Origin of the sequence: Corallococcus sp. EGB, from assembly GCF_019968905.1 — a bacterium.
GTDB lineage: Bacteria > Myxococcota > Myxococcia > Myxococcales > Myxococcaceae > Corallococcus.
The window spans coordinates 2,073,963-2,096,045 of record NZ_CP079946.1; the positions used below are offsets into that span (position 1 = coordinate 2,073,963).

The 22,083-nt window shown below is 69.0% G+C and carries 27 protein-coding genes; 14 read left to right on the plus strand and 13 right to left on the minus strand.

The window, feature by feature from the left end; translation table 11 throughout:
- Window positions 1-8 precede the first annotated feature (8 nt).
- Window positions 9-1,100, minus strand: coding sequence for an SGNH/GDSL hydrolase family protein (locus KYK13_RS08610; RefSeq protein WP_223643537.1), 1,092 nt, complete (start codon window positions 1,098-1,100; stop codon window positions 9-11).
- A gap of 583 nt (window positions 1,101-1,683) precedes the next feature.
- On the opposite strand from KYK13_RS08610, the gene KYK13_RS08615 reads away from it, so the two are divergent.
- Window positions 1,684-2,268, plus strand: a complete 585-nt coding sequence (locus tag KYK13_RS08615) for a TetR/AcrR family transcriptional regulator (protein ID WP_223643539.1) — start codon at window positions 1,684-1,686, stop codon at window positions 2,266-2,268.
- A gap of 117 nt (window positions 2,269-2,385) precedes the next feature.
- The gene (locus tag KYK13_RS08620) at window positions 2,386-2,925 is read left to right on the plus strand and encodes a TetR/AcrR family transcriptional regulator (protein ID WP_223643541.1); all 540 of its coding nucleotides are present in this window, start codon (window positions 2,386-2,388) and stop codon (window positions 2,923-2,925) included.
- Between the two features lie 108 nt (window positions 2,926-3,033).
- Here the strand turns inward: KYK13_RS08620 and KYK13_RS08625 are convergent, their stop codons facing one another.
- Entirely contained in the window at window positions 3,034-3,399 is a 366-nt protein-coding gene (locus KYK13_RS08625) for a DUF3500 domain-containing protein (RefSeq protein WP_223643543.1), read from the minus strand.
- Between the two features lie 187 nt (window positions 3,400-3,586).
- On the opposite strand from KYK13_RS08625, the gene KYK13_RS08630 reads away from it, so the two are divergent.
- The 3 genes from KYK13_RS08630 (at window position 3,587) to KYK13_RS08640 (ending at window position 6,513) form a co-directional block, all read left to right on the plus strand.
- Window positions 3,587-4,132, plus strand: coding sequence for a hypothetical protein (locus KYK13_RS08630; RefSeq protein ID WP_223643545.1), 546 nt, complete (start codon window positions 3,587-3,589; stop codon window positions 4,130-4,132).
- Complete coding sequence (locus KYK13_RS08635; protein ID WP_223646564.1) at window positions 4,098-5,459, plus strand: pentapeptide repeat-containing protein; 1,362 nt, start codon at window positions 4,098-4,100, stop codon at window positions 5,457-5,459. Before KYK13_RS08630 ends, KYK13_RS08635 begins: the two co-directional genes overlap by 35 nt.
- Before the next feature lie 412 nt (window positions 5,460-5,871).
- Complete coding sequence (locus KYK13_RS08640) at window positions 5,872-6,513, plus strand: hypothetical protein (protein ID WP_223643547.1); 642 nt, start codon at window positions 5,872-5,874, stop codon at window positions 6,511-6,513.
- Between the two features lie 93 nt (window positions 6,514-6,606).
- Here the strand turns inward: KYK13_RS08640 and KYK13_RS08645 are convergent, their stop codons facing one another.
- A complete protein-coding gene (locus KYK13_RS08645) occupies window positions 6,607-6,750 on the minus strand; it encodes a hypothetical protein (RefSeq protein ID WP_223643549.1) in 144 nt (47 codons plus the stop codon).
- Between the two features lie 134 nt (window positions 6,751-6,884).
- Between KYK13_RS08645 and KYK13_RS08650 the strand changes: the two genes are divergently transcribed.
- Complete coding sequence (locus KYK13_RS08650; protein ID WP_223643551.1) at window positions 6,885-7,142, plus strand: hypothetical protein; 258 nt, start codon at window positions 6,885-6,887, stop codon at window positions 7,140-7,142.
- Window positions 7,143-7,750: 608 nt separating this feature from the next.
- Here KYK13_RS08650 and KYK13_RS08655 read toward each other — a convergent pair.
- Window positions 7,751-8,050, minus strand: coding sequence for a hypothetical protein (locus tag KYK13_RS08655; protein ID WP_223643553.1), 300 nt, complete (start codon window positions 8,048-8,050; stop codon window positions 7,751-7,753).
- A gap of 150 nt (window positions 8,051-8,200) precedes the next feature.
- Window positions 8,201-9,094: a LysR family transcriptional regulator gene (locus KYK13_RS08665; protein ID WP_223643555.1), complete on the minus strand. Its 894-nt coding sequence runs from the start codon at window positions 9,092-9,094 to the stop codon at window positions 8,201-8,203.
- A gap of 103 nt (window positions 9,095-9,197) precedes the next feature.
- Here KYK13_RS08665 and KYK13_RS08670 point away from each other — a divergent pair, with 103 nt between their 5' ends.
- Window positions 9,198-9,803, plus strand: coding sequence for a glutathione S-transferase family protein (locus tag KYK13_RS08670; RefSeq protein WP_223643557.1), 606 nt, complete (start codon window positions 9,198-9,200; stop codon window positions 9,801-9,803).
- 60 nt (window positions 9,804-9,863) lie between these two features.
- Here KYK13_RS08670 and KYK13_RS08675 read toward each other — a convergent pair whose 3' ends face one another.
- The 5 genes from KYK13_RS08675 to KYK13_RS08695 form a co-directional block, all read right to left on the minus strand.
- Window positions 9,864-10,010, minus strand: coding sequence for a hypothetical protein (locus tag KYK13_RS08675; protein WP_223643559.1), 147 nt, complete (start codon window positions 10,008-10,010; stop codon window positions 9,864-9,866).
- On the minus strand, window positions 9,982-10,125 hold the full coding sequence (locus tag KYK13_RS08680; RefSeq protein ID WP_223643560.1) for a hypothetical protein: 144 nt from the start codon (window positions 10,123-10,125) through the stop codon (window positions 9,982-9,984). Before KYK13_RS08680 ends, KYK13_RS08675 begins: the two co-directional genes overlap by 29 nt.
- 685 nt (window positions 10,126-10,810) lie before the next feature.
- Window positions 10,811-11,539, minus strand: coding sequence for a LytTR family DNA-binding domain-containing protein (locus KYK13_RS08685; RefSeq protein WP_223643562.1), 729 nt, complete (start codon window positions 11,537-11,539; stop codon window positions 10,811-10,813).
- Window positions 11,505-12,593, minus strand: coding sequence for a sensor histidine kinase (locus KYK13_RS08690; protein ID WP_223643564.1), 1,089 nt, complete (start codon window positions 12,591-12,593; stop codon window positions 11,505-11,507). Before KYK13_RS08690 ends, KYK13_RS08685 begins: the two co-directional genes overlap by 35 nt.
- 8 nt (window positions 12,594-12,601) lie before the next feature.
- Window positions 12,602-13,573 (minus strand): DJ-1/PfpI family protein, encoded by a 972-nt coding sequence (locus tag KYK13_RS08695; RefSeq protein WP_223643566.1) that lies wholly within the window; start codon window positions 13,571-13,573, stop codon window positions 12,602-12,604.
- A 194-nt stretch (window positions 13,574-13,767) separates the two neighbouring features.
- Between KYK13_RS08695 and KYK13_RS08700 the strand changes: the two genes are divergently transcribed.
- The 4 genes from KYK13_RS08700 to KYK13_RS08715 are packed head-to-tail and all read left to right on the plus strand — an operon-like array spanning window position 13,768 to window position 15,562.
- Window positions 13,768-14,130, plus strand: coding sequence for a helix-turn-helix transcriptional regulator (locus tag KYK13_RS08700; protein WP_223643568.1), 363 nt, complete (start codon window positions 13,768-13,770; stop codon window positions 14,128-14,130).
- Window positions 14,127-14,696 (plus strand): SRPBCC family protein, encoded by a 570-nt coding sequence (locus KYK13_RS08705; RefSeq protein ID WP_223643570.1) that lies wholly within the window; start codon window positions 14,127-14,129, stop codon window positions 14,694-14,696. The genes KYK13_RS08700 and KYK13_RS08705 overlap by 4 nt, the downstream gene beginning before the upstream one ends.
- A 14-nt stretch (window positions 14,697-14,710) precedes the next feature.
- Window positions 14,711-15,118: a DoxX family protein gene (locus KYK13_RS08710; RefSeq protein WP_223643572.1), complete on the plus strand. Its 408-nt coding sequence runs from the start codon at window positions 14,711-14,713 to the stop codon at window positions 15,116-15,118.
- Window positions 15,119-15,130: 12 nt separating this feature from the next.
- Entirely contained in the window at window positions 15,131-15,562 is a 432-nt protein-coding gene (locus tag KYK13_RS08715; RefSeq protein WP_223643576.1) for a DUF1801 domain-containing protein, read from the plus strand.
- 52 nt (window positions 15,563-15,614) lie between these two features.
- Here the strand turns inward: KYK13_RS08715 and KYK13_RS08720 are convergent, their stop codons facing one another.
- Window positions 15,615-16,376: an SDR family oxidoreductase gene (locus KYK13_RS08720; protein WP_223643578.1), complete on the minus strand. Its 762-nt coding sequence runs from the start codon at window positions 16,374-16,376 to the stop codon at window positions 15,615-15,617.
- A gap of 163 nt (window positions 16,377-16,539) precedes the next feature.
- Between KYK13_RS08720 and KYK13_RS08725 the strand changes: the two genes are divergently transcribed.
- On the plus strand, window positions 16,540-17,262 hold the full coding sequence (locus tag KYK13_RS08725; RefSeq protein ID WP_223643580.1) for an AraC family transcriptional regulator: 723 nt from the start codon (window positions 16,540-16,542) through the stop codon (window positions 17,260-17,262).
- A gap of 65 nt (window positions 17,263-17,327) precedes the next feature.
- Here the strand turns inward: KYK13_RS08725 and KYK13_RS08730 are convergent, their stop codons facing one another.
- Complete coding sequence (locus tag KYK13_RS08730) at window positions 17,328-18,794, minus strand: SH3 domain-containing protein (RefSeq protein ID WP_223643581.1); 1,467 nt, start codon at window positions 18,792-18,794, stop codon at window positions 17,328-17,330.
- Window positions 18,795-18,969: 175 nt separating this feature from the next.
- On the opposite strand from KYK13_RS08730, the gene KYK13_RS08735 reads away from it, so the two are divergent.
- Together KYK13_RS08735 and KYK13_RS08740 are read left to right on the plus strand one after the other, a co-directional pair.
- Window positions 18,970-19,230 (plus strand): hypothetical protein, encoded by a 261-nt coding sequence (locus KYK13_RS08735; RefSeq protein ID WP_223643583.1) that lies wholly within the window; start codon window positions 18,970-18,972, stop codon window positions 19,228-19,230.
- A gap of 56 nt (window positions 19,231-19,286) precedes the next feature.
- Complete coding sequence (locus KYK13_RS08740; RefSeq protein ID WP_223643585.1) at window positions 19,287-21,134, plus strand: M48 family metallopeptidase; 1,848 nt, start codon at window positions 19,287-19,289, stop codon at window positions 21,132-21,134.
- 22 nt (window positions 21,135-21,156) lie between these two features.
- Here the strand turns inward: KYK13_RS08740 and KYK13_RS08745 are convergent, their stop codons facing one another.
- The gene (locus KYK13_RS08745; RefSeq protein WP_223643587.1) at window positions 21,157-21,999 is read right to left on the minus strand and encodes an SMI1/KNR4 family protein; all 843 of its coding nucleotides are present in this window, start codon (window positions 21,997-21,999) and stop codon (window positions 21,157-21,159) included.
- Window positions 22,000-22,083: the final 84 nt, after the last annotated feature.

A 22,083-nucleotide genomic window follows, 5' to 3' on the forward strand; every position in this document is an offset into this window, starting at 1 on the left:
GCCCTGGCTCAGGGGCGCACGACGTCCCGGATGAACCGGCTCAGCGACTCCGCCATCTTCTGGTGCGTGGCGGCGGAGGGGTGCCAGTCCTCGCCAACGCCGTCGGCGAAGGGGTTCTGCATGGCCATCACGTGGCGGTGGACCCGGGCATCGCCCTGGCGCTGGCGCTCGGCCACCATGTCGGAAATCCAATCGCCGACGTGCACGGACGTCACCACGCCCCCCTGCTCCATGCGCTTGAAGCCATCCGTCATGCTGCCGAGCGTGCACACGATGTGCGCGCGAGGGTGCAGCGCGCGGAGCCGTGCGAGGAACGTCCGGTACGCGGACTTGAACGCCGCTTCATCCGGGAGGAACGCGGCGGTGCCGCTGCCCGCGAACGTGTCATTGGTGCCGGCGTTGATGACAATCACATCCGGCGGGTCGATGGAGAAATCCCACGCAGCGGGAGCGTCCGGGACGGCGCGCTCGTAGATGGCGGGAATCAGCCCGGACGTGGTCAGGTCCAGGTTGCGGTACACGCCGTGGCCCGAATAGCAGACGAGCGACGCCTCCGCGCCCAGGGCCCGGGCCGTGAGCCAGCCATAGCTGCGTCTGGGATTCTGGTGCTTCGCCATGAAGCCAGGCGCCTTCGAGGAGGAGGACTCCGGGACGAAGGTGACGTCGGTGCCGTAGCCGCAGGTGATGGAGTCTCCGACGAACTCCATCCGGAGCCCCGTGGGGCGGTGAGGCGGCTCCTGGAACTCGCCATGGGCCTCCAGCGCGAGGAGCGTGCTGGTGCCCACCAGGGACTCGGTGCGCTTGATGAGCTCCACCGTGTGCGGGCCCTGGGCCAACCCACTGGCGAGCAGGTACGTGCCCTGACCGGGATGCACCGCGAGCAGCCTGGGAGGCGCACCGTCCACCACGACGTCGAAGTGGTTGGTCCCCACGTCGCCGCCCTGGCCGGCGTCGTCCAGCCGCATCCGCACGGCGTCTCCCTGGAAGCGCGCGCGGACCGTCACGCCCGGATGGGAGAAGACGACCCCGGTGTCTGAGCGGTACGTCCGGCCCGCGTACTGAACCCGCGCGTCGGAGGCCGGAAGGCTTGCCCAGGTCATGGAGGGGGTGTCCGGAGCGGGGGAGGGGGACCTGCACGTGGTCAGCATGAGGCCCGTGCAGAGCCAGACGACCCGGAGTCCCCATGTGAAGGTGGCGATGGATTCCGGGGCGCGCATAGGGGGCAAGGACCCGCGAAGAGATGCGAGGAGTGCATGAAGTTGAAGTGGTGTCTGCAACCCGAAGCGAAGTTCACCGAGGAGGGAGCCGTGTCCTCGGAGTATACGATCGTGCCAGGGCTGCCGTCGGGCGCCACGTCCGCGCCGGGAGCCAGCGGCCGAGCCACGGTGGGAACGTCGGCCGCATGTCCATGAAGTCAGGCCTGAAGCGGAACTGGATGGGGCGCGTCCGCTGGGAGCCGCGGATGACCGCCACGGTGACGGTGACCACGCCGTCCGCCCCCAGCGCTCCTTCCGCGTAGCGCGTCGCGCCTCCCTGGGTGGCCGCCGCCAGGCATGCCGCCGTCGGCTTGGGGCGCACGATGCCTTCAGCGGCACGGGGCTCCGAAGGATGAGTCTGTGATTGTTCCAGGGGCGAAAGAAGGGGACTTGCGCTGACCGGATGACCCTCGTATGAATCGGGTCAGTGAGTCAGGACCCACGTACAGCCATCCTCAACGCCGCCGGCGAGGTCTTCGCGCGCTTTGGCTTCAAGAAGGCCTCGGTCGAGGACATCGCCCGGCGCGCGGGCGTCGGCAAGGGCAGCATCTACCTGCACTTCGAGAGCAAGGAGGCGCTCTTCGAGGCCTGTGTGGAGCGGGGGTACGGGGAGAGCCTGGCCGAGCTCAACGCGCGGGTGCGCCGGGCGAAGACGCCCGAGGCCCGGGTCCGGGCCTACATCCAATGCAAGCTGGAGCAGCAGACCCGTGCCCCCGGAGGGCAGCGCCTCGAGCTGAGCACCATCTTCGAGCTGGGACTCCAGGCGGCGCACCTCGTGCCCAGGATGCTGGAGTCTGACGCGGCGGTCCTGGCGAGCCTCCTGGAGGACGGCGTGGAGCAGGGGGTGTTCACCGTGGCCGAGCCCAGGTCCGTGGCTCGTGGCTTCGTGGCGTTGCTCAGCCAGATCACCGTCAAGTTGATGCCGCGCGAGGCCGAGGCCGCGCTGATGGCGTCGGTGGAGCACTGCTTCGACATCTTCATCCGGGGCCTCCTGAAGCGGCCTCCTGGTTGACCTCTCTCTTCCTGGCCCCATGTCGTGCCCGGGCGCGGTGGGGCTCTTGCCCGGTCGGGACTGACCCGAATGCCCATCCAGTCATTCCGCCCTTCGCGAGCTCTCAAGATGACTGTCTTGTCTCTCATTCCCATGCAGCGCGCGGCGGTCCTCAAGGCCGCGCGAGAAGTCTTCGCGAGGAAGGGCTTCCTGCAGGCCTCCCTGCGCGACATCGCTGCCCGCGCGCGGTTGTCGCCCGCGAGGATGGCCCAGCTCTTCCAGGGCAAGAAGGAGCTGTTCGACGCGGTGGTGGATGACGTCTGCGACCGGGGCCTCGCGCGGCTGGAGGCGGCCGTGGGCGCGGCGTGGACGCCCGCGGAGAAGATGCGGACCTTCATCGAGGTGCGCCAGGGAATGGCGGAGCGGACGGTCCAGCGGCTGCGCGTCACGCCCCGTGCGATGCGGGAGCTGCTGCCGCTCATCGAGCCGCGCCTCGCCCGTCCCCGGGCGCGCGAGGTCGCGATGCTGACGTCCATCTTCGAGGAGGGGAGGGCGCAAGGCTCCTTCGACGTCCGCAACGCCCGGGCCGCCGCGCGCGCGCTGGCGATGGGGTTCCAGCACATCGAATGCGCGCTGCTTCGCTTCGGGCTGCCTTCGGGAGCGCTCATCCGCCCATGAGCGAAGGGGCGCGCCTGCGGGACACCGCCACCGCCATGGCCGCGAGCACGACAAGGCCCACCCAGGCATGACGGGAAGTGGCCTCCGCCCATGTGTCCAGCGGAGTGCTCACGCCCGGCGCGCGTTCGAGCACCCAGCCGCACGTGGCCGCGCCGCCGGGAGGGGCGCCCTGTTCGCCGAGGTAGCCGTCGCCGCGAAGATGACGCTCATGTCGGCATATCCCTCGGCGGTGAGGACGAGGGAGGCGAGGTGCAGCGCCTCCGTCTTGCTTTCGGCGCTGAGCGTGCCCCATGTGATGCCGGAGCGGGTGACGCCGGGCAGGTTGCTCCAGTATGTCTTCGCCGCCTCGTCCGTCCAGGCATGGAGCGCGGACGCCCGCTGGGCGTCTGCCTGCGTTCCGGCGTCGACCTCGGTCCCCGCGTCCGGTGAGGTTCCCGGGCCGGAATCGTCACCGCAGGCACCGAGCGCCAGCATCGGACAACTCATACCAAGACACAGCCATCGGACGGCCTGTCGCCGCATTCGCTACCACCCCTGGGGCAGTGTTCCAGGGGCATGGCTTGTAATCGTGAGTTCTTGACTCCGCCGCTCTGAATGGCCCAACCCTGTCGGCACGACGAGGGGCAACGGCGGTAGCGTCGCCACCGGGGACGCGGTCGCCATGCGCTTCCTCTCCATGGAGGCCGTGGGCGTGGACGGCGGCCCCTTCGGGAGCATCTCCTTCGCCGGCCTCAAGCAGGATGTCCACGAATGGGTGGACACGTACCTCGCGAACACCCGCCTGAACTGGAACAACACCCTGGCCCGGGACAAGGGCATCCCGTACGTCTACGGCGGCGCGAACCTGTTCGCCTCCTTCGTGTCGCTGGCTTCCTGCCTCTACTCCCCCAGCCGCGAGCACGTAGCCGCGGCGCTGCGCGCGCCGATCGAGGGCCCGCATCCGGCAACGGTGACCGGGTGGCATTTTCATCGGAGATGCCGCTTTGAGTCGCGGACGTTCGGTGGCCAGATGGGTCGGTCGTCGACAACTGCTTCGCGCGGAGGACCTCGTGTCCACGGATACGTTCTATGTGCGGGTGGGGAAGAAGGCGGGACGGGAAGTCACCTTGCACTGCCTGACGGGTTTTGCTGGCACCCCGAGGGACTTCGGCTCAGGCAGGGCCTTCGCCTTGATGCTGCTCCTGGATGCGAAGCGCCGCGCGTGTGACATCGACTATCTGGTGAGGGGGGCGCCGAAGGCGGTGGCGAAGAAGCGGGTCGCCCTGGCGAAGGAGGCTGAAGAAGCCGAGTCGCCCCTTCATTCGGACGCGGGCGCCGCCGTGGTCTGGGATGACCGGTGGCACGCCGAGCACACGCCGCGCTTCGTGGCGCGCTCGAGACTCCTCGCGCGGCACAACGCGGCCAGCGACGGGTTGCTGTACAAGGCCCGGCGCGAGCTGTCTCCCCTCGAGAAGAAGGGCATGGGAGCCTTCCTCGATGCCGCGTGGACGCGTCTCCATCACTTCGACCTCTCGGTGAAGGTGACGGACGAGAGGTACCTCCAACATCTCGTGGAGGGCCACATCTTCGGGACGACGGCCTTCGACGCCTGGGACGAAAAGCGGCTGCCCCCGCTGAAGAAGGAGCCGGCGAAGAAGGCGAGGCCCGTGAAGGAGCCGAAGCAGCCGCTGGTTGCCCGGCGCAAGGGGGACTTCTGCGGTGCGCGCCTGACGCCCTCGTTCTGGTCCTCGGCCTCCGTGGACGTGCCGGATGTGAGCGGCTCCTCGTTCCAGCGGGCGAATCTCGTGGGGGCTGGCTACGTGAGCGGCGTGAAGGCCGTGAAGAGTGACTTCACCGAGGCCCGGCTCACGCGTGCTCCGCCGTGGAAGGAATCGACGAACATCCAGGGTTGGAACCTGAAGGGCTCGTCGTTCCGGGGCGCGAAGCTGTTCCGGGTCGAGTTCGACGCGTGCGACCTGCGTGACTGCGACTTCACCCAGGCCGACCTCCGACACGCGAGGTTCCTGGCGTGCAACCTCAAAGGCGCCATCTTCAGGGACGCCAACCTCGCGAGCGCCTTGATTCCTCGGGAGCAGGCCGACAAGGCGAAGCTGGAGGGAGCCAGGAACCACCGTCCACCGCCGGGCGGAAAACCCGGTGCCGCGTGCAGGGCGTTCGACCGGCTGATGACCCAAGCCAGGGGCATCGAGTTCGACGTCCGGTTCGCCTCGCCGAACGCGCGGGGCGAACAGGTGCGGCTCACCCTGGGACGACGTCCGACCGGTCCCAAGCGGATCATGTCCTATCAGCTCACGCTCTGGTGCCAGGGCACCTCGCGCCGGGCGACCCCCACGAGCGTCGTCTCTCCGCGCGTGGGCTACTATTTCGGTGTCGCGCTGAGTCATGTATCGGACCACTTCGCGGTTCCGCCGGACCGGAGGCTCGACCTCTCGACGTTGACGTTGACGGCGAGGAGCCTGCGCGCGCCCGTGGGGCTCGCCGACTTGATGAAGGGAGCCCGCGCCGCGCTCTCCGAGGTCCTGGTCACGTCCTGAACCTCGGACGCGGTCGGAGACGACGCTCACGCCTCTCTTCGGTCACCGAACTCCCGACGGAGCCGAACCATGCATTTCTGGAGTGGATGCAGGCGATGGTCATGCATCTGCCAGCGGTCGATCCCAAGCTGCCACACGCGACATCGTACGACTCGTCCGCCAACAGCTTGGCAGCGCGCTCGCTGAAGGAGCGCAGCGCCGCGCACGTCCGCCATCGATCCGCACTTCCACCCGGGCGTGGCATCGTGCATCTCACGGCTGGTGAATGAGTTCGCCATGGGTGAGCGGCAACGGGCCGGAGTTCGTGGAATCGGCCATCCTGTTGAGGGGCATTTGCTGCCCCATGCTCCTGCGCCGCCTCTACCCTGACATTTGTTAGAGCCTGTCTGAAGGGTGCAGACTGCCCTCCACCATGGAAGTGGAGATCGCACAGCAGGTGCTGTCGGGCCGATGGAAGAACGCAACCGCCGCGCTGGAGGCGTGCAAGCGTGGGGAATGGGCGGAGTTCGTGCGGCGGACCGCCCCGGCGAAACCCTTCCTGACGGGGCGGCTGGACCATGGCCGCTGCCTGGCGCGCGCCGAGCAGTCACTTGCCGGGCCGGTGCTGGTGAAGCTCACGCTCGTGCCGCTGTGGGCCTGCTCGACGGAAGACGGCGCGTCCACGGAGTGGGTGGCCGTGCACGGCGTGGCGGAGGAGGGACAGCCCTTGTCCGTGCTGGAGGTCGGGCCTTTCATCGGCGAGGAAGACGCCTCACCCCGTGTGGACGCGCTGTGGGAGTGCACGGTGCGGCGGTGGACCGCGGCGACCGTGGTCATGAGTCGCTCCTACTCGCCAGACATCCCGCTGGTGCTGCGCGCGGGGGACTTCGGCGTCTGTGAATCATTCATGGAGGAGGTCGTCTCCGTGGCCGTGCGTGAAGCGGAGCCACTTCCGCGTCCGACCCGGGAGGTGCCCATGTTCTCGAACAGGTTCGAGCCTCGGGTCCGGGTGCCGCCCGAACTGGAGTCCCAGATTCGTGCGATGTGCTTCACGGCGGAGGACAGAGGGGACTGAAGGGAGCCCGCTCCAGGTGCGGTGTCCGTGATGAATTCTCGCAGGGTGCGGTATCGCCGCGGGCCCATGTCAGGAGCTTTCGCGAACCTGTCTTCACTGACGGACTGCTCCGACGCGGAGCTCGAAGCGCTTGCGGAACAGGCCGCCTACAGCGGCTTCGACCCCGGCCGGGACCTTGCGCCGCTGCGGGAACGACTCCTGCGGCTGGAGCGCGAGCGCGGCGTCACGGAGGTCCACCGGCGCTTCTCCGACAAGGTGCTGGCCAGGGGCGCGCGGGGAGCCCTCCTGCCTCCAGTGGTCGCCGTCTGGAAGAGGGCTCGGCGCCAACAGTGGGTCCGGCCGGCGGTGCCGCTTGAAGGGCCGGAGCGTCAGTGCCAGGTGCCCGCGCGCAGCTGCAGCCGGTTGAGGATGTCGACTTCCTGGATCGCTATCTCGACATCGAGCAGACCCGCTTCCAGGACCGGCTCCAGGTGGTCCGCGCCATCGACCCGGCCACACTCGGCGCGCTCGTGCCCAGCCTCATCCTCCAGCCGCTGGTGGAGAACTCCACCCGCGGCCTTCGTCAAGAAGCCTTCGCGGATGCCAGGGATGCGGAGGCGCGGCGCACCGGGAATCGCCGCCACACCTGACGCTCCCAGAGAACCCCTCCCAGCAGCACCGCGACGCCGCTCCAGAGCAGCAGCGCATTCTCATCCAGCGCATGACTGAGGACGAGCAGCCCGCTACCCACTCCTGAAATCGCAAGCGGCGCCAGGTGGCGAAGTCGCCACGCCCTCCATGCATTCACGGCGAGCGACAGGGAGACGGCCACCATCAGGATGAGCAGATGGGAGGACTCGGAGAGCGAGACGCCGATCCCCACGAAGGACAGCACCTGCGCGTAGGCCGAAAGGTGACCCGGGCACACGGCACACGCCAGGAGCGGTACCCATGAAGCCCAGAGGCCCCCGGCTGATCCATCGGCGGGGCGTGAAGCCTGCGCTCGATGGTGGAGGCAGTCACAGGACGAATCGGGGAGGTCCCCCTCCGTCGTGACCCCGCTGTTGTCCGATACAGACATGGAATGGCCCCGTCAGGTGAACGCCGTCGACCGCGCGGATGAGGGGAGCCAAGTAATGCCTCGTGGATTTAAATGCAACTGTGTTGCGTTTTTGGGTTGCCCGTTCGTTGCGCGGGCGACCCGGCTCGCCTGGGCACGCTGCTCGCGGTGACGCCCGCGAGCGCCTCGCCAGATGCGTCATATCCACTCCCGCCTGTCTCCTCGCGCCATGAAGAACGAATCCAGCAGGCGCGTGCCTTCGCCCAGAAGCTGCTCAAGGACTTCCAGGTGCCGGGCCTCTCCGTGGCCGTCGCGCAGCACGGGAGGCTTGTCGGGTCCGAAGGGTTCGGCTCCGCGCTCCTCCAGCCCGACTTCCTGCGCAAGGAGACACTGGCCCTGCTCTTCACCTCGCAGATGCTCAAGTCCGACAAGGAGACGGGCGTGGGCATCGGCTGGCGCATCGGCGTGTCCGCCCAGGGGCGGCGCATCCTCCACCACCGGGGCGCCATCGAAGGCGGAAGGGCCATGCTGATGCTCTTCCCGGACTCGCAGGTCGTCGTCGCCTTGCTGGGCAACACCTCCGCGGACTTCGCCAGGCAGCAGGCCGCGCAGCTGGGGGAGCTCTTCATCACCGCGCCCAAGTCGGCCTCACTTCCGCTTCCGTCCACGGGACCGCGGCGGTGTCGGCGCGGTCATCTCGGCCAGGACGTCGACGAAGAGCCGGACCTTGGGTGGCAGGTTCGTGCGGCTGGGATAGACGGCGTGGATGGGCCGCAGCATCGCGGGCTTGGGGCCGAAGAGGACCTTCAGCCGGCCGTCGCGGATGGCCTCCCGGCAGAGGATGTCCGGGACGAGCCCGATGCCCACTCCGGAGATGGCCGCCTCGCACGCCAGCTCCAGGTCGTTCACCGTCAGGACCGGATCAATCCGCGTCTTCACTCCGTGGACCATCCACGTATCGAACGCGGTGAAGCCGATGCAGCGGGCGGAGCGGAGGTCCCGGGCGTCCGGCGTGCCGTGCTTCGCCAGGTAGCGGGGGCTCGCGACGAAATGGCTCGAGGTCTCCCCGAGCTTCCGCGCCACGAGCGACGAGTCGGTCAGGGGGCCGATGTGGATGGCGACGTCGATCCCCTCTTCGATGAGGTGCGGCCGCCGGTCCGCCAGCACCAGCTCCACCTGTGCCTGGGGATAGAGGTCGAGGTACTTCGCGATGACAGGCGTCAGGAAGCGCCGGCCGTAGAGCAACGTCGAGGAGACCCGCAGCAGGCCGGAGGGAGCCGCCTTCCCCTGTTGCACCTCGCTGTTCGCTTCGTCGATGAGCGCGGCGATGGCGGCGCAGCGCTCGGAGTAGCTCACGCCCGCTCCCGTCACACGCAGGCGCCGCGTGGTCCGTTCGAGGAGCCGGACGCCGAGCCGCTCCTCCAACTGGCGGATGCGCTCGCTTACGGTCTGCTTGGTGATGCCGAGCTTGAGTGCCGCGCGGGTGAAGCTCTCCTCACGGACGACCATCGCGAAGAGGACCATGTCGGCCGGTGGAATCATGGCCGTCAAGCCTAGCCTGACAATGAGTTCGCCCGGGGCCGCATTGTCCGAGCAGCCTGGAACCCGCATCTTGAGGCCTCACGCAACCTCAGGAGTGCCACCCATGAAGCTCTACTTCGCCCTCAGGACCCGAGCGATCCGTCCCCGCTGGCTCCTGGAGGAGCTAGGCGTGCCGTATGAACTGGTCCGACTCGATCTTTCGCGGCAGGAGAACACCACCCCTGAATACCTGGTGGTGCATCCGCTGGGAGACCTCCCCGCCCTGGTGGATGGGGACCTCACGCTGTTGGATTCCCTCTCCAGCTGTCTGCACCTGGCCGACCGGTTCCCGGAGAAGCACCTGGCGCCGCCGGTGGGGAGCACGGAGCGCGGTCCCTATTACGGCTGGATGACCTTCGCCGAGTTGATCCTCGACCCACTGGTGATGGAGTTCTACCGGGACGCGCAGTCACCGGTGGCGCGCGAAGTCCCTGAAGGGGAGGCCATGAAGCTCAGGACGCGGCTCACGGCCGCTCTCGACCACATCCAAAGGGGACTCGGCGGCCGTGAGTTCCTCATGGGTGAGGCCTTCACCGCCGCCGATGTGGTGATGGCTTCCATCCTCCACCTTGCGAACACGCTGATGCTGCTCGATGGGTATCCGCGGTTGGTGGAGTACGTCAGGCGTCACTCTCAACGCCCCGCGGTGCGCAGGGCGGTTTCCGGGTGATCCGCTACCAGCTCTTCGCTGCGGCGAGCGCTTGGTTGAAGTCCAGGCCGCTGACGCGCATCACCGCGAGCCAGTAGAGGCCGCCACGTGGTACTGGCCATCCGGGACCTGGAGCCGGAACTTCGCGCCAGCCGTCACCACGAAGCTGGCGAGGCGCGGATCCTGGGTGCCGTTGCGGTCACCCCCGGGTCTGGAGTCCCGCCACATCCTGCCAGCCCCAGCCCCGGGCCGCATTGAAGGCCGAGTCGTCCGCCACCGCCCAGCCCTGCACCAGCGGCGCACCGGGAGGCTGGAAGTTCAATCCGTTCAGCTCCCGGGTCACATTGGGAATGACCTCCAGCGCGACCTGGGCCTCAACCGTCCCGACCTTCGCGTGGAGTATCGTGGCTCCCTCCGAGAACCCCTGGATCGTGCCATGTGCCACCGTGGCGATGGCCGGAGCGTCGGAGCTCCAGGTGGCCTCGCAGGTGACGTCGCGCGTGAAGGCTCGGTGCCTCGGTGGAAGGAGCCCATGGCCTTGATGCCCGGTGACCCGCCATGAACGACCTTGAGCGTCGGTGGTGGCTGGAGCTTCAGCGCTTCGAGCACGACGTCGCCCGCCATCGGCACCACCGGATTCGACGGAAGACTCTCGCCGCCTTCGTCGGTGAGCGCGGTGACGGTGTACGCATACGTCTCGCCCGGGACGACCGGGCGGTGGGCGAAGGACGAACGAAGGACCTGGCCGACCGATCCGGTGCAGCCGGACGCGCCCTGAAGCAACACACTGATGACGAGGGCCCGAGCAAGAGGGGAAGGGCGCATGTCCCCATCATCCAAGCGATGTGACGCAAGGTCTGACGGCCTTGCGATAGCGTCCTGCCCATGACGGCTCCTGAGCCTCATGTGTCCGCACTTGTCGTCATGGGGATTACGGGACTGTCCCTGCTCCTGCTGGGCGCATGGAGTGCCCTTGCGTTCCGTTCCACCCGAGGTCTGCCCGACGGCTCTGGCGCGACACCGCCTGACTACGCCAGCAGCTCCTTCACCCGCACGGCGTAGCGCCGGCTCATGGTGAGGGGGACGGCGAGCCCTCGCAGGTGGAGGCGGAAGGTGTCGTTCTCCTCGCGCTCCATGCGCTCCACGTGCTCGAGGTTGACGACGGTGGAGCGGTGCACGCGGACGAAGTGGCGCGGGGGCAGCCTCGACTCCCAGCGCTTGAGCGACTCGTGCACCAGCAGCTCCCTCCCATCGGTGAGCACCAGGCGGGAGTAGTCGTCCTCCGCGAGGATGCAGCGCACGTCGCTCACCCGCACCAGCTCGGTGCGCGCGCCCTCCTGGACGAGCACCCGGTCTTCGAGGGTGAGCCTGCGCTCACCGGAGGGAAGCTGTCCGGACAGGGAGGAGCGCAGCCGCTCCACGGTGCGCGCCAGCCGTGCCGGCGAGACGGGCTTGAGCAGATAGTCGAGCGCGTTCACCTCGAAGGCCCGCACCGCGTGCGCGTCCAGCGCGGTGACGAAGACCACCGCCGTCTCGCCCAGCTCCTCGTCGAGAAGCTCGAAGCCGGAGGCCTCCGCCAGGTGGATGTCCAGGAACACCACATCCGGACGGCGGGCCCTCAGCACGCGGGTGGCGCCGGAGACGTCCTCCGCTTCGCCCACCACCTCCACGTCGGGGTGGGCCGCGAGCAGCCTGCGCAGCTCCACGCGTGCCAGCCGCTCGTCATCCACCAGCAGCGCTGAGAGTCGTCGTTCCATGGGACACCTTCAGCCGCAGTGTGGCACGCACCCAGCCGTCGTGCTCCTCCAGGCAGAAGGCATGCCGGCCGGGGAAGAGCACCGCCAGCCGCTCCTGCACGTTGCGGAGCCCGATGCCCATGGAGGCCGGCGCCGCGTGCGCGTCCGCCGCGCGTCGCAGGGTGCCGGTGTTGGCCACTTCCAGGCACAGTTCGTCCGCCTCCAGCGTCGCCCGCAGGGCCACATGCAGGACCGCGCCGCGCCGCGCCCCGTGCTTGAGCGCGTTCTCCACCAGGGGCTGCACCGTGAGGGCGGGCAGCAGGGCCTGCGCGGCGGCGGGCGACACCGCCCACTCCACCTGGAGCCGCTCCTCGAACCGCACCTTCTCCAGGGCCAGGTAGCTGTGGATGCCCTCCAGCTCCTGCTCCAGGGGAATCAGCGCCTGCTGGGGGCCGGTGAGCGTGCTCCGGAGCAACTCCGCCAGCTGCGTCACCATCGTCTGGGCGCGGCCGGGGTCCTCGGTGATGGTGGCGCGCAGGGAGTTGAGCGCGTTGAAGAGGAAGTGCGGATTGAGCTGATAGCGCAGCGCCTGGAGCCGCGCCTCGTGGGCCAGCGCCCGGGCCTCCAGCCGGGCCCGTTCCCCGGCCTGTTTCTCCTGCCAGGACTTCACGCCGAAGTAGATGCTGCACCACCCGCCGAACACCCAGCCCAGGTCCAGCCCGCCGTGCGGCACCCACGTCCAGTCCAGCACGGTGCGCTCCGGGAAGAAGGGCGAGGAGGCCGCGCGCAAGAGCAGCCACCACACGGCGCCCAGCCCCCAGCAGACGACGAACAACAGCAGCGCCTGGCCCCATGGGGGCAGGGGGCTCGCGCGGACGCGGCGGCAGGCGCGGTGCAGTCCCAGGCTCAGGGCGAAGCCAATCCCCATCCGCAGCGCCTTGAAGACGAGCATGGCGTTGCGCCGCTCCACCGTCATCCCCGCGAGCACGGGCGCGTAGGTGGTGTAGGTGACCACGCCGTACCCCAGCCACCCGGCGAGGTTCAGCTTCCAGAAGAGGCGGCGGGTGTCCGTCATGGTCCAGGTCAGGGCGAGGGCGTCTGGGCGAAGCGCGCCACCACCCGCGAGTTGAACGCGGGCAGATCCGCGGGCTGGCGGCTGGTGACGAGCAGGCCATCCTCCACCACCGGCTCGTCCACCCAGGTGGCCCCGGCATTCTGGAGGTCGCGCCGCAGGGAAGGGAAGGACGTCACGCGCCGGCCCTTCACCCCGCCCGCGTCCGCGAGCAGCCACAGCCCGTGACAGATGGCGGCCACCGGCTTCCTCGCGCGGAGGAAGTCCTGCACGAAGGCCACCGCGCCGGGGACGAGGCGCAGGGCGTCCGCGCTGTGCGTGCCGCCCGGCAGATAGAGGGCGTGATACGCGTCCGCGCGCGCGTCGGACAGCGCCCGGTCCACGGGGAACTCGCTGACCTGTCCCGCTGGCACCTCCGCGCGCACGCTGCCCGTTGTGGGGGCCACGAGCTCCACCCTGGCGCCAGCCTCCTCCAGCGCGCGCCGGGTCTCGGTCATCTCCGGCAGGTTGAAGCCATGGGTGAGCAGCAGCGCCACGGTGCGGCCCACGAGCGGGCCCGCGGGGCGGGGCTCCGCCCGGAGCGCGCGGTGGTACACCTTGCTCACGATGGTCCACCGTCCGCCCAGCTTGAGCAGGGAGATGTAGTCGACGAAGTCCGCCTTGGGCGTGCGCACGGCCACCTTGGCGACCGCGGCATCGCCGAAGACGTCCACCTGGAGCACCCGGTCCTCGCGCTCCGCGAGGGGACGCTTCACCGCGCCCTGGATGTAGTCCTGGCCGGGCCAGGTGGCGAGCGTCCCGTCCGGCCCCACGGAGAGGAGCTTCGCCTCGGGATGGAAGGCGCGCTGGAGCCGTGCGCCGTCGCCGGACTTCACGCCCTCCGTGTAGTCGGCCACCACCGAGCGGATGGCCGCCACGTCGTCACTGGGAGCGGCCATCAGCCAGGTGGTGATCAGGATCGAAGTGAGGGGAGCCAGGGGCATGGAGTCCTCCGCGAGCGGATGCCGTGACTCTGGCCCCCTTTTCACCGCGCCGCCGGAGGCATTCCGCGAGCGGCGTCAGCGCTCGGTAAGCGGTGATGAGGCGCGGTGAACGGCAGGGCCACGACCGCACGCCTGCCTGCCAGGTGGGGTCATATGAATTGACAGGCATATGACCAGATGGGTATATACGGCCCATGGACTCAACGTTCGCGATCATCGCGGAGCCGAACCGCCGGGCCATCCTGAGCCTGCTGGCGTCGTCGGAGCACTCCGTCGGCGAAATCGAGCACCAGCTGCGGATGCCCCAGACGTCGGTGTCCAAACACCTGCGCGTGCTGCGCGACGCCGGCTTCGTGGAGTCGCGCATCGACGCCCAGCGGCGCGTCTACCGCATCCGGCCGGAGCCGCTGATGGCGGTGGATGAATGGCTCGCACCATTCAGGCGCTTCTGGACGACCCACGTCGACGCGCTCGAACGCCATCTCGACCAGATGGACTTCGAACCTGAACCCAAGCCCGAACCCGAGCCCAAACCCAAGAAGGGGAAGAACCGATGAGTCACCGTGCGCAGTACGTCCCCGGCCCCGCGGCCGGAGCCAGGGTCCAGAAGGAAGGCGACAAGTGGACGCTCGTCCTCGTTCGGGATCTGCGTCATCCCCCTGCGAAGGTGTGGAAGGCGCTGACCGACCCCAAGCACCTGGCCGAGTGGGCGCCGTTCGACGCGGACCGCAGCCTGGCCACGCCAGGGCCGGTGAAGCTCTCCACGGTCGGCGCGCCGACGCCCATGGTCTCCGAGACCACCGTGAAGCGGGCCGAAGAACCGAAGCTGCTCGAGTACAGCTGGGGGCAGCAGGACCTGCGCTGGGAGCTGGAGCCGGTGGGTGACAGCGGCACCCGCCTCACGCTCTGGCACAACATCGACAAGGGCTTCATCTCCTGGGGCGCCGCGGGCTGGCACATCTGCTTCGACGTGCTCGACCATCTCCTCTCGGGCGACCCGGTGGGCCGCATCGTCGGTGGCGACGCCATGAAGTACGACTGGCAGCGCCTGAACTCCGAGTACGCCGAGCAGTTCGGCATCCAGTCTCCCGCCTGGAAGGCGGCCAACCCTTCGAAGCAGTAGAGGACCCGCCACCCATGGAATCGACCCTTCCGAACCCGGCCCATGTCGCCGCCCGGACCTCCCCCAAGGCCGTGACCCTCGGCTTCTGGATCGCCACCGTGCTCTTCTGTCTGCAGATGGGCTTCACCGCCTATGCGCAGCTGAGCCTGCCCCAGGTGGCGGAGGCGTTCACCCACATGGGCTTCCCGTCCTACTTCCGGGTGGAGCTGTCGTGGGCCAAGTTCATTGGCATCGCGGTGCTGCTCGCGCCCGTGCCGGCGAGGCTCAAGGAGTGGGCCTACGCGGGCTTCGCCATCAACCTCGTGTCGGCGCTCATCGCGCACTTCTCGGTGGGGGATGGCCCGGAGGCGTGGGGCTTCGCGGCGGGCACCGGCATGCTCTGGGCGCTGTCGTATTTCTTCTGGCGCCGCCTGACCGCCTGATTGGAGAGGGACATGAAGAAGACCGTGGCGACGGACTCCGCGTCCGCGTTGATCGACCAGCGGATCCAGGACCTGGGGGACTGGCGTGGCAAGACGCTCGCGAAGGTGCGGGCGCTCATCCACGCGGCGGACCCTGACGTCGTCGAGGAGTGGAAGTGGATGGGGACGCCTGTCTGGTCCCACGACGGCATCCTCTGCACGGGCGAGTCGTACAAGAGCGCCGTCAAGCTGACCTTCCTGAAGGGCGCTGCGTTGCCGGACCCCGCCGGTCTCTTCAACTCCAGCCTCGACGGGAACGTCCGGCGCGCCATCGACATCCACGAAGGCGACAAGATCAACGAAGCGGCCTTCAAGGCGCTCATCCGCGCCGCGGTGGTGCTCAACCTGGAGAGCAAGAGCAACAAGCCGAAGGCTTCGCGCGCGAAGGCGAAGCGCGCCAGCTAGCGTCATCACGGGGCCCGGCGCTGACGTTGGCGCCGGCCTTCCCGTCCAGGCATCACCAGGGGATGACGCCCTGTTCATCCGAGTAGGTGCCCGTGGGGCCATCCGGGCCGAGGAGCGCGAGGCGCACGGGTTCGCGCGCGGCCTGCTCGACGGTGCGGGGCCCCTGGAAGTTGTTGAGGGCCGTAGCCGTGTAGCCCGGGCACGCGGCGTTCACCTTGATGCGGGTGGATTCCAGGGCCACGGCGAAGGCAAGCGTGATGCCGTTGAGGGCCGTCTTCGACGTCGAATAGACCCCGTACATCGCATGGTAGGGATTCGCCGGGTTCGAGGCGTTCGTGAGTGAGCCGACGCCGCTCGACACGTTGACGATGCGTCCCGCGGGGGCCTCCCGGAGGAGCGGAAGCATCGCTTGGGTGACGGCGATGACGCCAAAGACGTTCGTCTCGAAGACCGCGCGGAACTCGTCGAGCGGCGCTGCGGTCGCAAGGCCTGCCTTCGCGCGCTCAGCCAGCGGCAGGTCGGGCTTCTCCGCCTGTCTGCCCGACCGGGCGATGCCCGCGTTGTTCACGAGCACGTCCAGGCGGCCGAGCTCCTTGCGGATGCGCTCGGCGGCGGCCGTGATGGATTTCCCGTCCGTGACGTCGAGAGCGACCGCGCGGGCATCCCCGGTGATGGTCTTCGCCGCCTCCTCGCCCCGGGCGAGGTCTCGCGAGCCGACGAGCACGGTGAAGCCATGCGCGGCGAGGTCCCTGGCGATCTGCAGGCCGATTCCCTTGTTGGCCCCCGTGACGAGGGCGACTTTTCTATCGTTCATGCCCCATGAACTACGGCGCCCGGACCGCACGTGCTTGGCGCTTCTTGGCGGGAATTTCGCGCCAAGAATGCCCAAGCGAGCAGGGGCGGCGCGCCTTTACACTGAGGGGATGTTCACCACCGAGGTGCTCCCGGTTCCGGTCCCTGGGCTCCAGGCCTTGAGGATGACGACCGACCAGCTGCGCGTCAGCATGAAGGAGCACCACGTCGTGGTGCGCATCGAGCGCGGGCAGAGCGAGTGGTGGAACCGGGGCAGGGTCTGGAATGGCGGGCCTGGTGCGGTCCACCTGAAGCAGCCAGGCGACGTGCATCGCGACGTCGCGCACGATGGGACGATGACCTACCAGGCCGTCGTGTTGCCCGAGAGCGACATCCAGCGCGTCTACCTGGAGGGGAAGGTCCTCGCGCATCCCCACTTCAAGCCTGGTGACGAGCGGGGCCTTCCCTTCCAGCGGCTCCTGGATGCGGTCGCCGCTGGCGCGGATCGCCTCACGCTGGAGGTCGCGGTGGTCGAGGCCGTGCAGGCGTTCACCGTCTTGAGGGGCGCCACGCCGGACCACACGCGGCCGGTGCGGCGCGCGATGGCATACCTCCATGAGCGCATGGGCGACGCCGTCACGCTCGATGACCTCGCGGCCCACGCGGGGCTCGACAAGTTCCACCTGTGCCGAGCGTTCCGCGCCCAGATTGGCCTGCCGCCGCACGCGTACCTCACGCACCTGCGCATCATGTGGGCGAAGGAGCTGCTCCAGCGCGGCCTGCGGGCGTCCGAGGTCGCGACGCGCGTCGGCTTCTATGACCAGAGCCAGCTGAATCGCCACTTCCGGCGCATCGTGGGGACGACGCCCGCGCGGTTCGGGAACGCGCGGTTGCGCCATGGCTGCTGATCCGCTGTCGGACATCCTGCGGCTCACCGAGGCCCGAACGGTCATCGCTCGAACGTCGGCCGGGCCTATGGCTGCGTGACGTGCACGAGGCTGGTCATCGCGTCCACGTACAGGGTCGTGTCGTCGGCGTGGAGCGGCAGCAGGGGCGTGACCGAGACCTGGTTCAGCTTCGTCTTGCGGAGCTGCTGCGTGGCCGGGTCCTTGAACACGGCGTAGGGGACATCCTGGATGACGTAGGGCTCGCCATTCACGTGGCCGATGATCATCAGCACATGGCCGGGGACGACGACGAGGTCACCCACCTGCGCCTGCGCCAGGGCCCGCACCCGTTCGTCGTGCGAGTCCTGCGCCGTGAAGAGGCGGTGGTTCAGCGCGGCGCTCCTGCCTTGCTTCCCGGAGTCGGGCGGCAGGAACAGCCCCATGCCACGGTACACCTCGCTGGTCAGGCCGCTGCAATCGCGCGCATTGAACTGGTGCCCCCAGCCGTAGCGCTCGCCCAGGAACTTGAACGCCTGCCGGAGGATGTTGGCGCGCGTCAGCGGCAGGTAGCCCGGCGCGGTGTCCGCGGTGCGGCGCACCAGCGCGCTCTGGAAGGCCAGCGTGCCGTCCGGCTTTCGGACTGGCAGCAGCACCGGCCACGAGGCGTAGCTGCTCGCGCCGTTGACGGGCTCACCGGGTGCCACGTCGGCCCGGGGCAGCGCGGTCCCCATGTCGAGTTCGAGCTCGGAGACCGCTGGCGCTTCCGGCGTGAAGACCGTGCGCACCTGATCGCCGGTGACGACGCGCCCGGGGACCGTCGCCACGTAGGAGAACACCGCGTCGGCCGTGCCCTCCGCGATGTCGCCGCGCTGGACCCACGCGGGACCCTGGGTCGTCAGGACGAACAGCCACTGCTGGTCCGCGCTCTGATGCGCGATGATGACCGGTTCGCCCGGGAACAGGACTCCGGCCTGCAGGCTTTCGTAGTCGCGCAGCTCCCCCGAGGCGAAGAATTGCCGGCTGGACGGCAGCGACCGCAGGTGCGTGCGCCGAACGCTGAGGCCGTAGCGCGCGGCGGATGATTCGGGGATGTGCTGGCCCGCGGCGTTCTGGCGAAGCTCGTCGAGCATCGCCTCCGTCACGGGCCGCCCCTGTTCGTCGATGGCCGCCGGGATGGGAGTCCGCTGCGCGTCCCGGATCCAGCCCGCGACCTGTGCGCGCGTCAGCGTGGGCGGGATGCCCTTCAGGTCGATGAAGCCGCCATCCGGCCCGAACGCGCGCAGGCGCTTCGCCGCCACCTGCTCCGCATCGAGCAGCACGGCATCCGGAGCGGGGGCACGGCGGATCCAGAACTCGGGCGACAGCATGTCCTCGCTGAACGCGGGCACTCCGGAGGGAGACACGGCGAGCGTGGACGGCGCGGCGCAAGCGCTGAGGCCGGCGGCGGCTCCCACCAGCGCGAGCGAGAGCGTCCGCACGCGCCATGAGTGCACGAAGGCCCGGCGCGGCTTCACATGGGGCGAAGTGGGGGAGGGTGACGTCAGGCGGCTCATTCGTTGTGCTCCCGTGGGGGCTGGTTGCTCGCTCTCCGGAAGAACGAACCTTCACCTCGCCCTATTTCGCAGGTGACCGCGTCATCCGCGATGAAATACGAGGACACCGGCGAGAGGCAGCGGCTCGCAGGGGGGAGCCTGTCCACGGAAGCGGGAAACACTCATACTGGCGCGAATGGCGCTTCGCTCTCCGATGCAGCGCTTCTGCTCCCCCTCCCGGGGCGAGGCCAACACGGAGACCCTGCACCTGGCCTTCGGCTTCAAGGGCAACGTCCTCTACACGCAGGAGCTGGACTTCGAGGACATGCCCGTCCTGGGCTGGCGCAAGGTGGAATCGCTGTGCGCGGAGAACGACTCGTTCACCTGCCGGGTCAACCCGTGTGTCTGCGAGTTCGTGACGAACAAGCCCCTCTCCGGGCAGGGCCGCTGCCGTTGAAGTGAGGGGAGGGTGGGGGTTGACTCGGAATGCGGTTTGCTGATTCTCCAGTGCCCATGGCCTCCTCTCGAAAATCCCGTGGTTTCGTCCCGAGCTACGTGCTGCCCGCGCTGCTGCTGTTCGCCCTGCCGCTGTTCGGACTCTGGTTCTCCGGTCACGCCTCCGACCGCATCGACGCTCAGGTGCTGGAGGTCGTCGAGAAGCAGATTGGCCTCGACACGCAGTTGAGCGCGGAGGACCGCCAGGAGGCGCTCGCCTTCTACCGCGCGGTCCCCGCGTCCGCGGCCTGTCTGAGCGAGGACGAGGAGCTGGCGGGCTACCGCAGGAACCTGGGCAGCACGTGCTCGGACATGAAGCAGTTCGGGTGGGCGCACCTGGCCTCGTGGGGCCTGCTGGGGCTCGGGCTGGCCTCCACGCTGGTCGCGCTCCTGTGCGGCCTGGCCGCGTTCATCTCGCGCCCCTTCCAGTACGGCAGCTTCGTGGTGGGCTGGCTCGTGCTGCGCATCACCAGCGCGCTCCAGGTGATGGGGCAGGGCGTGCTGGTGGTGTGGCTCTCCTTCTGGGTGACCGCGCTCTGGACCCAGCGCTACTACCCGAAGCTCATCGGTGGTGTGGGCATCATGGCGGCGATCGCCATCTTCGCGGTGGTGGTGGCCATCTTCCGCCGCCCGCCCATGGACTTCGACGTGGAGGCGGAGGAGGTCCCTCCGGAACGCGCCCCGGAGCTGTGGGACTGCGTGCGCCGGCTGTGCAAGCGGCTCCAGACGTCGCCGCCCGACCACATCCTCGCGGGCATCGACACCAACTTCTTCGTCACCGAGAACGACGTGCGCGTGAACGGGCGCACCCTCTCCGGCCGCACGCTCTTCGTGAGCCTGTCCCTGCTGCGCCTGCTGGAGCGCTCGGAGGCGGAGGCCGTCCTGGCGCACGAGATGGGGCACCTGCTGGGCGGCGACACCGGGCACGGCAAGCGGCTGGCGCCCATGCTCATGCACTTCAGCCACTACCTGCAGACGCTCTACGAGGGCGGGGTGACGCGCCCTGTCTTCTATTTCATGGCGGCCTACCGCGGGCTCTTCGAGCTCTCCCTGGGCCGCAGCCGCCGCGCCAGCGAGCTCGCCGCGGACCGGCTGGCGGCGGGCGTCACGTCGGGGCAGGACATCGCGCGTTCGCTGGTGAAGGTGGGCGCGTACGCGAGCTTCCGGGACCGCGTGGAGGCGAAGCTCTTCGCCCAGGACGAGCAGCACCAGTCGGTGGCCATCGCGCAGCGGGTCGCGCACGGCTTCTCCGAGTACGCCCAGTCCGATGCGGTGCACGACGACCTGCAGGTCGCCGTGACGCCCCATCCGTTCGATTCCCACCCGCCCCTGGGCGCGCGCATGGAGAACGTGGGCGTCCACCTGACGCCCGCGGACATGGCGCAGGTGCTCCTGGAGCCCGTGGAGTCCTCGTGGGTGGAGGCCTTCGTGGACGCGGAGGCCATCGAGGCGCGGCTGTGGGGCGTCTACGAGGAGCGCTTCTCCGAGGCCCACGACCTGTCGCTCGCCTACCGCTACGAGCCGTCCACGGAGGAGGAGCGGCAGCACGTGGAGAAGCACTTCCCGGCGCTCACCTTCGAGGGCAAGGACGCCAGCTACCAGGTGCGGCTGGATTACGCGCAGGTGAGCTGCTCGGAGTGGGAGCATCCCATTGAGTTCGACCGGATCGCCTCCGCCACCACCGCCGACCGCATGTTCAAGAAGTACCTGGACCTCCAGGTCTCCGGCGAGGGCCTCTTCAAGGGCAAACGCTCCATCTGCCTGAGCAAGCTGAAGGACCACGAGGCGGCGCTGGAGGCCGTCGGGCGCTACCTGGGACGGCACCGCTTCATGAAGGAGCACCGCTCCAAGTCAGACGCCGCCTGAGGGGGGCCTCCGCCCGCGGCCATCACGCCGCGGGCGGGCGGGTGCGGAAGAGACGGTCCGCCACGAGCTCGAACCAGGTGCCAGCGGGAAGCGCGGTCCCCGCCACGGTCGCGTCGGCCCGCAGCGTGCCGCTGTGGATCTTCTCCATGAGCAGCGCTACCCGGGTGCCACCGGCCAGGGGGAGCCCGTCCACGTCGTGGTCGCGGGCCAGCACGCCGCTCACCCCGGGGGAGACCGAGACCTCTTGGAAGGGGGCCAGCGGGAGGCCTTCGACGACGACGGGCTCCGTGGGGGTGAACTTCAGCGGGCGCCCTGTCTCGGGATGAATGGCGAGAGCCGTGCCCTCGGCGCACGAGATGCCGTCCACGACCGCGCGCTCGGCCAGGGTGACGTACGTGATGCGGCCCGCCTCGGTCATGTAGACGCACGTGCCCGCCCGGGCCACGAAGCCTCCCTCGCAGCGCGCGTCGTCGTGCACGGTCACGACCGCGGGGCTGCCGGTGCTCGCGTGGACACGCTCGACGTCCACCTCGCCTTTGATGCCCGGCACGCGCACGTTCTTCGGCGCCTTCCGCGACGCGAGCTCATCGAACGAGGGCACGTCATGCGGATGCAGACCCTCCGCGACGCGCTGCAGGAGCTCATCGTAGGAGGCCGCGATGTAGCGGGTGTCGCCGTACGTTTCGCTCATGTGGAGATAGAAGACGGCCCCCACGCCCTTCTTCAAGTCATCCTCGACGTCGAGGTACCAGACGCCGCCGCCCCCATCCCGGGCGAAGGGAACCAGACCGGCGGGCAGCTCCTCGCTCTCATCACCGCCCCTGTCGATGTCGAGGCGCGTGCGCGGCCCGGAGGTGCTGCGCATCTGGGACAGGTCTTCCAGAAGCCTGGCGGGAAGGCGTGGGTCCATCATTGCCAGGCAGCTTCCGGGCAAACGCGGCCGGACGGC

Coding starts and splice junctions, on each gene's coding strand:
- KYK13_RS08710 (WP_223643572.1), top strand. CDS start 14,711: ATGGAATCGACCCTTCCGAACCCGGCCCATGTCGCCGCCCGGACCTCC.
- KYK13_RS08685 (WP_223643562.1), bottom strand. CDS start 11,539: ATGGAACGACGACTCTCAGCGCTGCTGGTGGATGACGAGCGGCTGGCA.
- KYK13_RS08635 (WP_223646564.1), top strand. CDS start 4,098: ATGCTGCTCCTGGATGCGAAGCGCCGCGCGTGTGACATCGACTATCTG.
- KYK13_RS08705 (WP_223643570.1), top strand. CDS start 14,127: ATGAGTCACCGTGCGCAGTACGTCCCCGGCCCCGCGGCCGGAGCCAGG.
- KYK13_RS08690 (WP_223643564.1), bottom strand. CDS start 12,593: ATGACGGACACCCGCCGCCTCTTCTGGAAGCTGAACCTCGCCGGGTGG.
- KYK13_RS08735 (WP_223643583.1), top strand. CDS start 18,970: ATGGCGCTTCGCTCTCCGATGCAGCGCTTCTGCTCCCCCTCCCGGGGC.
- KYK13_RS08665 (WP_223643555.1), bottom strand. CDS start 9,094: ATGATTCCACCGGCCGACATGGTCCTCTTCGCGATGGTCGTCCGTGAG.
- KYK13_RS08715 (WP_223643576.1), top strand. CDS start 15,131: ATGAAGAAGACCGTGGCGACGGACTCCGCGTCCGCGTTGATCGACCAG.
- KYK13_RS08670 (WP_223643557.1), top strand. CDS start 9,198: ATGAAGCTCTACTTCGCCCTCAGGACCCGAGCGATCCGTCCCCGCTGG.
- KYK13_RS08625 (WP_223643543.1), bottom strand. CDS start 3,399: ATGCTGGCGCTCGGTGCCTGCGGTGACGATTCCGGCCCGGGAACCTCA.
- KYK13_RS08700 (WP_223643568.1), top strand. CDS start 13,768: ATGGACTCAACGTTCGCGATCATCGCGGAGCCGAACCGCCGGGCCATC.
- KYK13_RS08610 (WP_223643537.1), bottom strand. CDS start 1,100: ATGACCTGGGCAAGCCTTCCGGCCTCCGACGCGCGGGTTCAGTACGCG.
- KYK13_RS08745 (WP_223643587.1), bottom strand. CDS start 21,999: ATGCGCAGCACCTCCGGGCCGCGCACGCGCCTCGACATCGACAGGGGC.
- KYK13_RS08630 (WP_223643545.1), top strand. CDS start 3,587: ATGCGCTTCCTCTCCATGGAGGCCGTGGGCGTGGACGGCGGCCCCTTC.
- KYK13_RS08725 (WP_223643580.1), top strand. CDS start 16,540: ATGACGACCGACCAGCTGCGCGTCAGCATGAAGGAGCACCACGTCGTG.
- KYK13_RS08640 (WP_223643547.1), top strand. CDS start 5,872: ATGGAAGTGGAGATCGCACAGCAGGTGCTGTCGGGCCGATGGAAGAAC.
- KYK13_RS08730 (WP_223643581.1), bottom strand. CDS start 18,794: ATGAGCCGCCTGACGTCACCCTCCCCCACTTCGCCCCATGTGAAGCCG.
- KYK13_RS08720 (WP_223643578.1), bottom strand. CDS start 16,376: ATGAACGATAGAAAAGTCGCCCTCGTCACGGGGGCCAACAAGGGAATC.
- KYK13_RS08740 (WP_223643585.1), top strand. CDS start 19,287: ATGGCCTCCTCTCGAAAATCCCGTGGTTTCGTCCCGAGCTACGTGCTG.
- KYK13_RS08695 (WP_223643566.1), bottom strand. CDS start 13,573: ATGCCCCTGGCTCCCCTCACTTCGATCCTGATCACCACCTGGCTGATG.
- KYK13_RS08675 (WP_223643559.1), bottom strand. CDS start 10,010: ATGTGGCGGGACTCCAGACCCGGGGGTGACCGCAACGGCACCCAGGAT.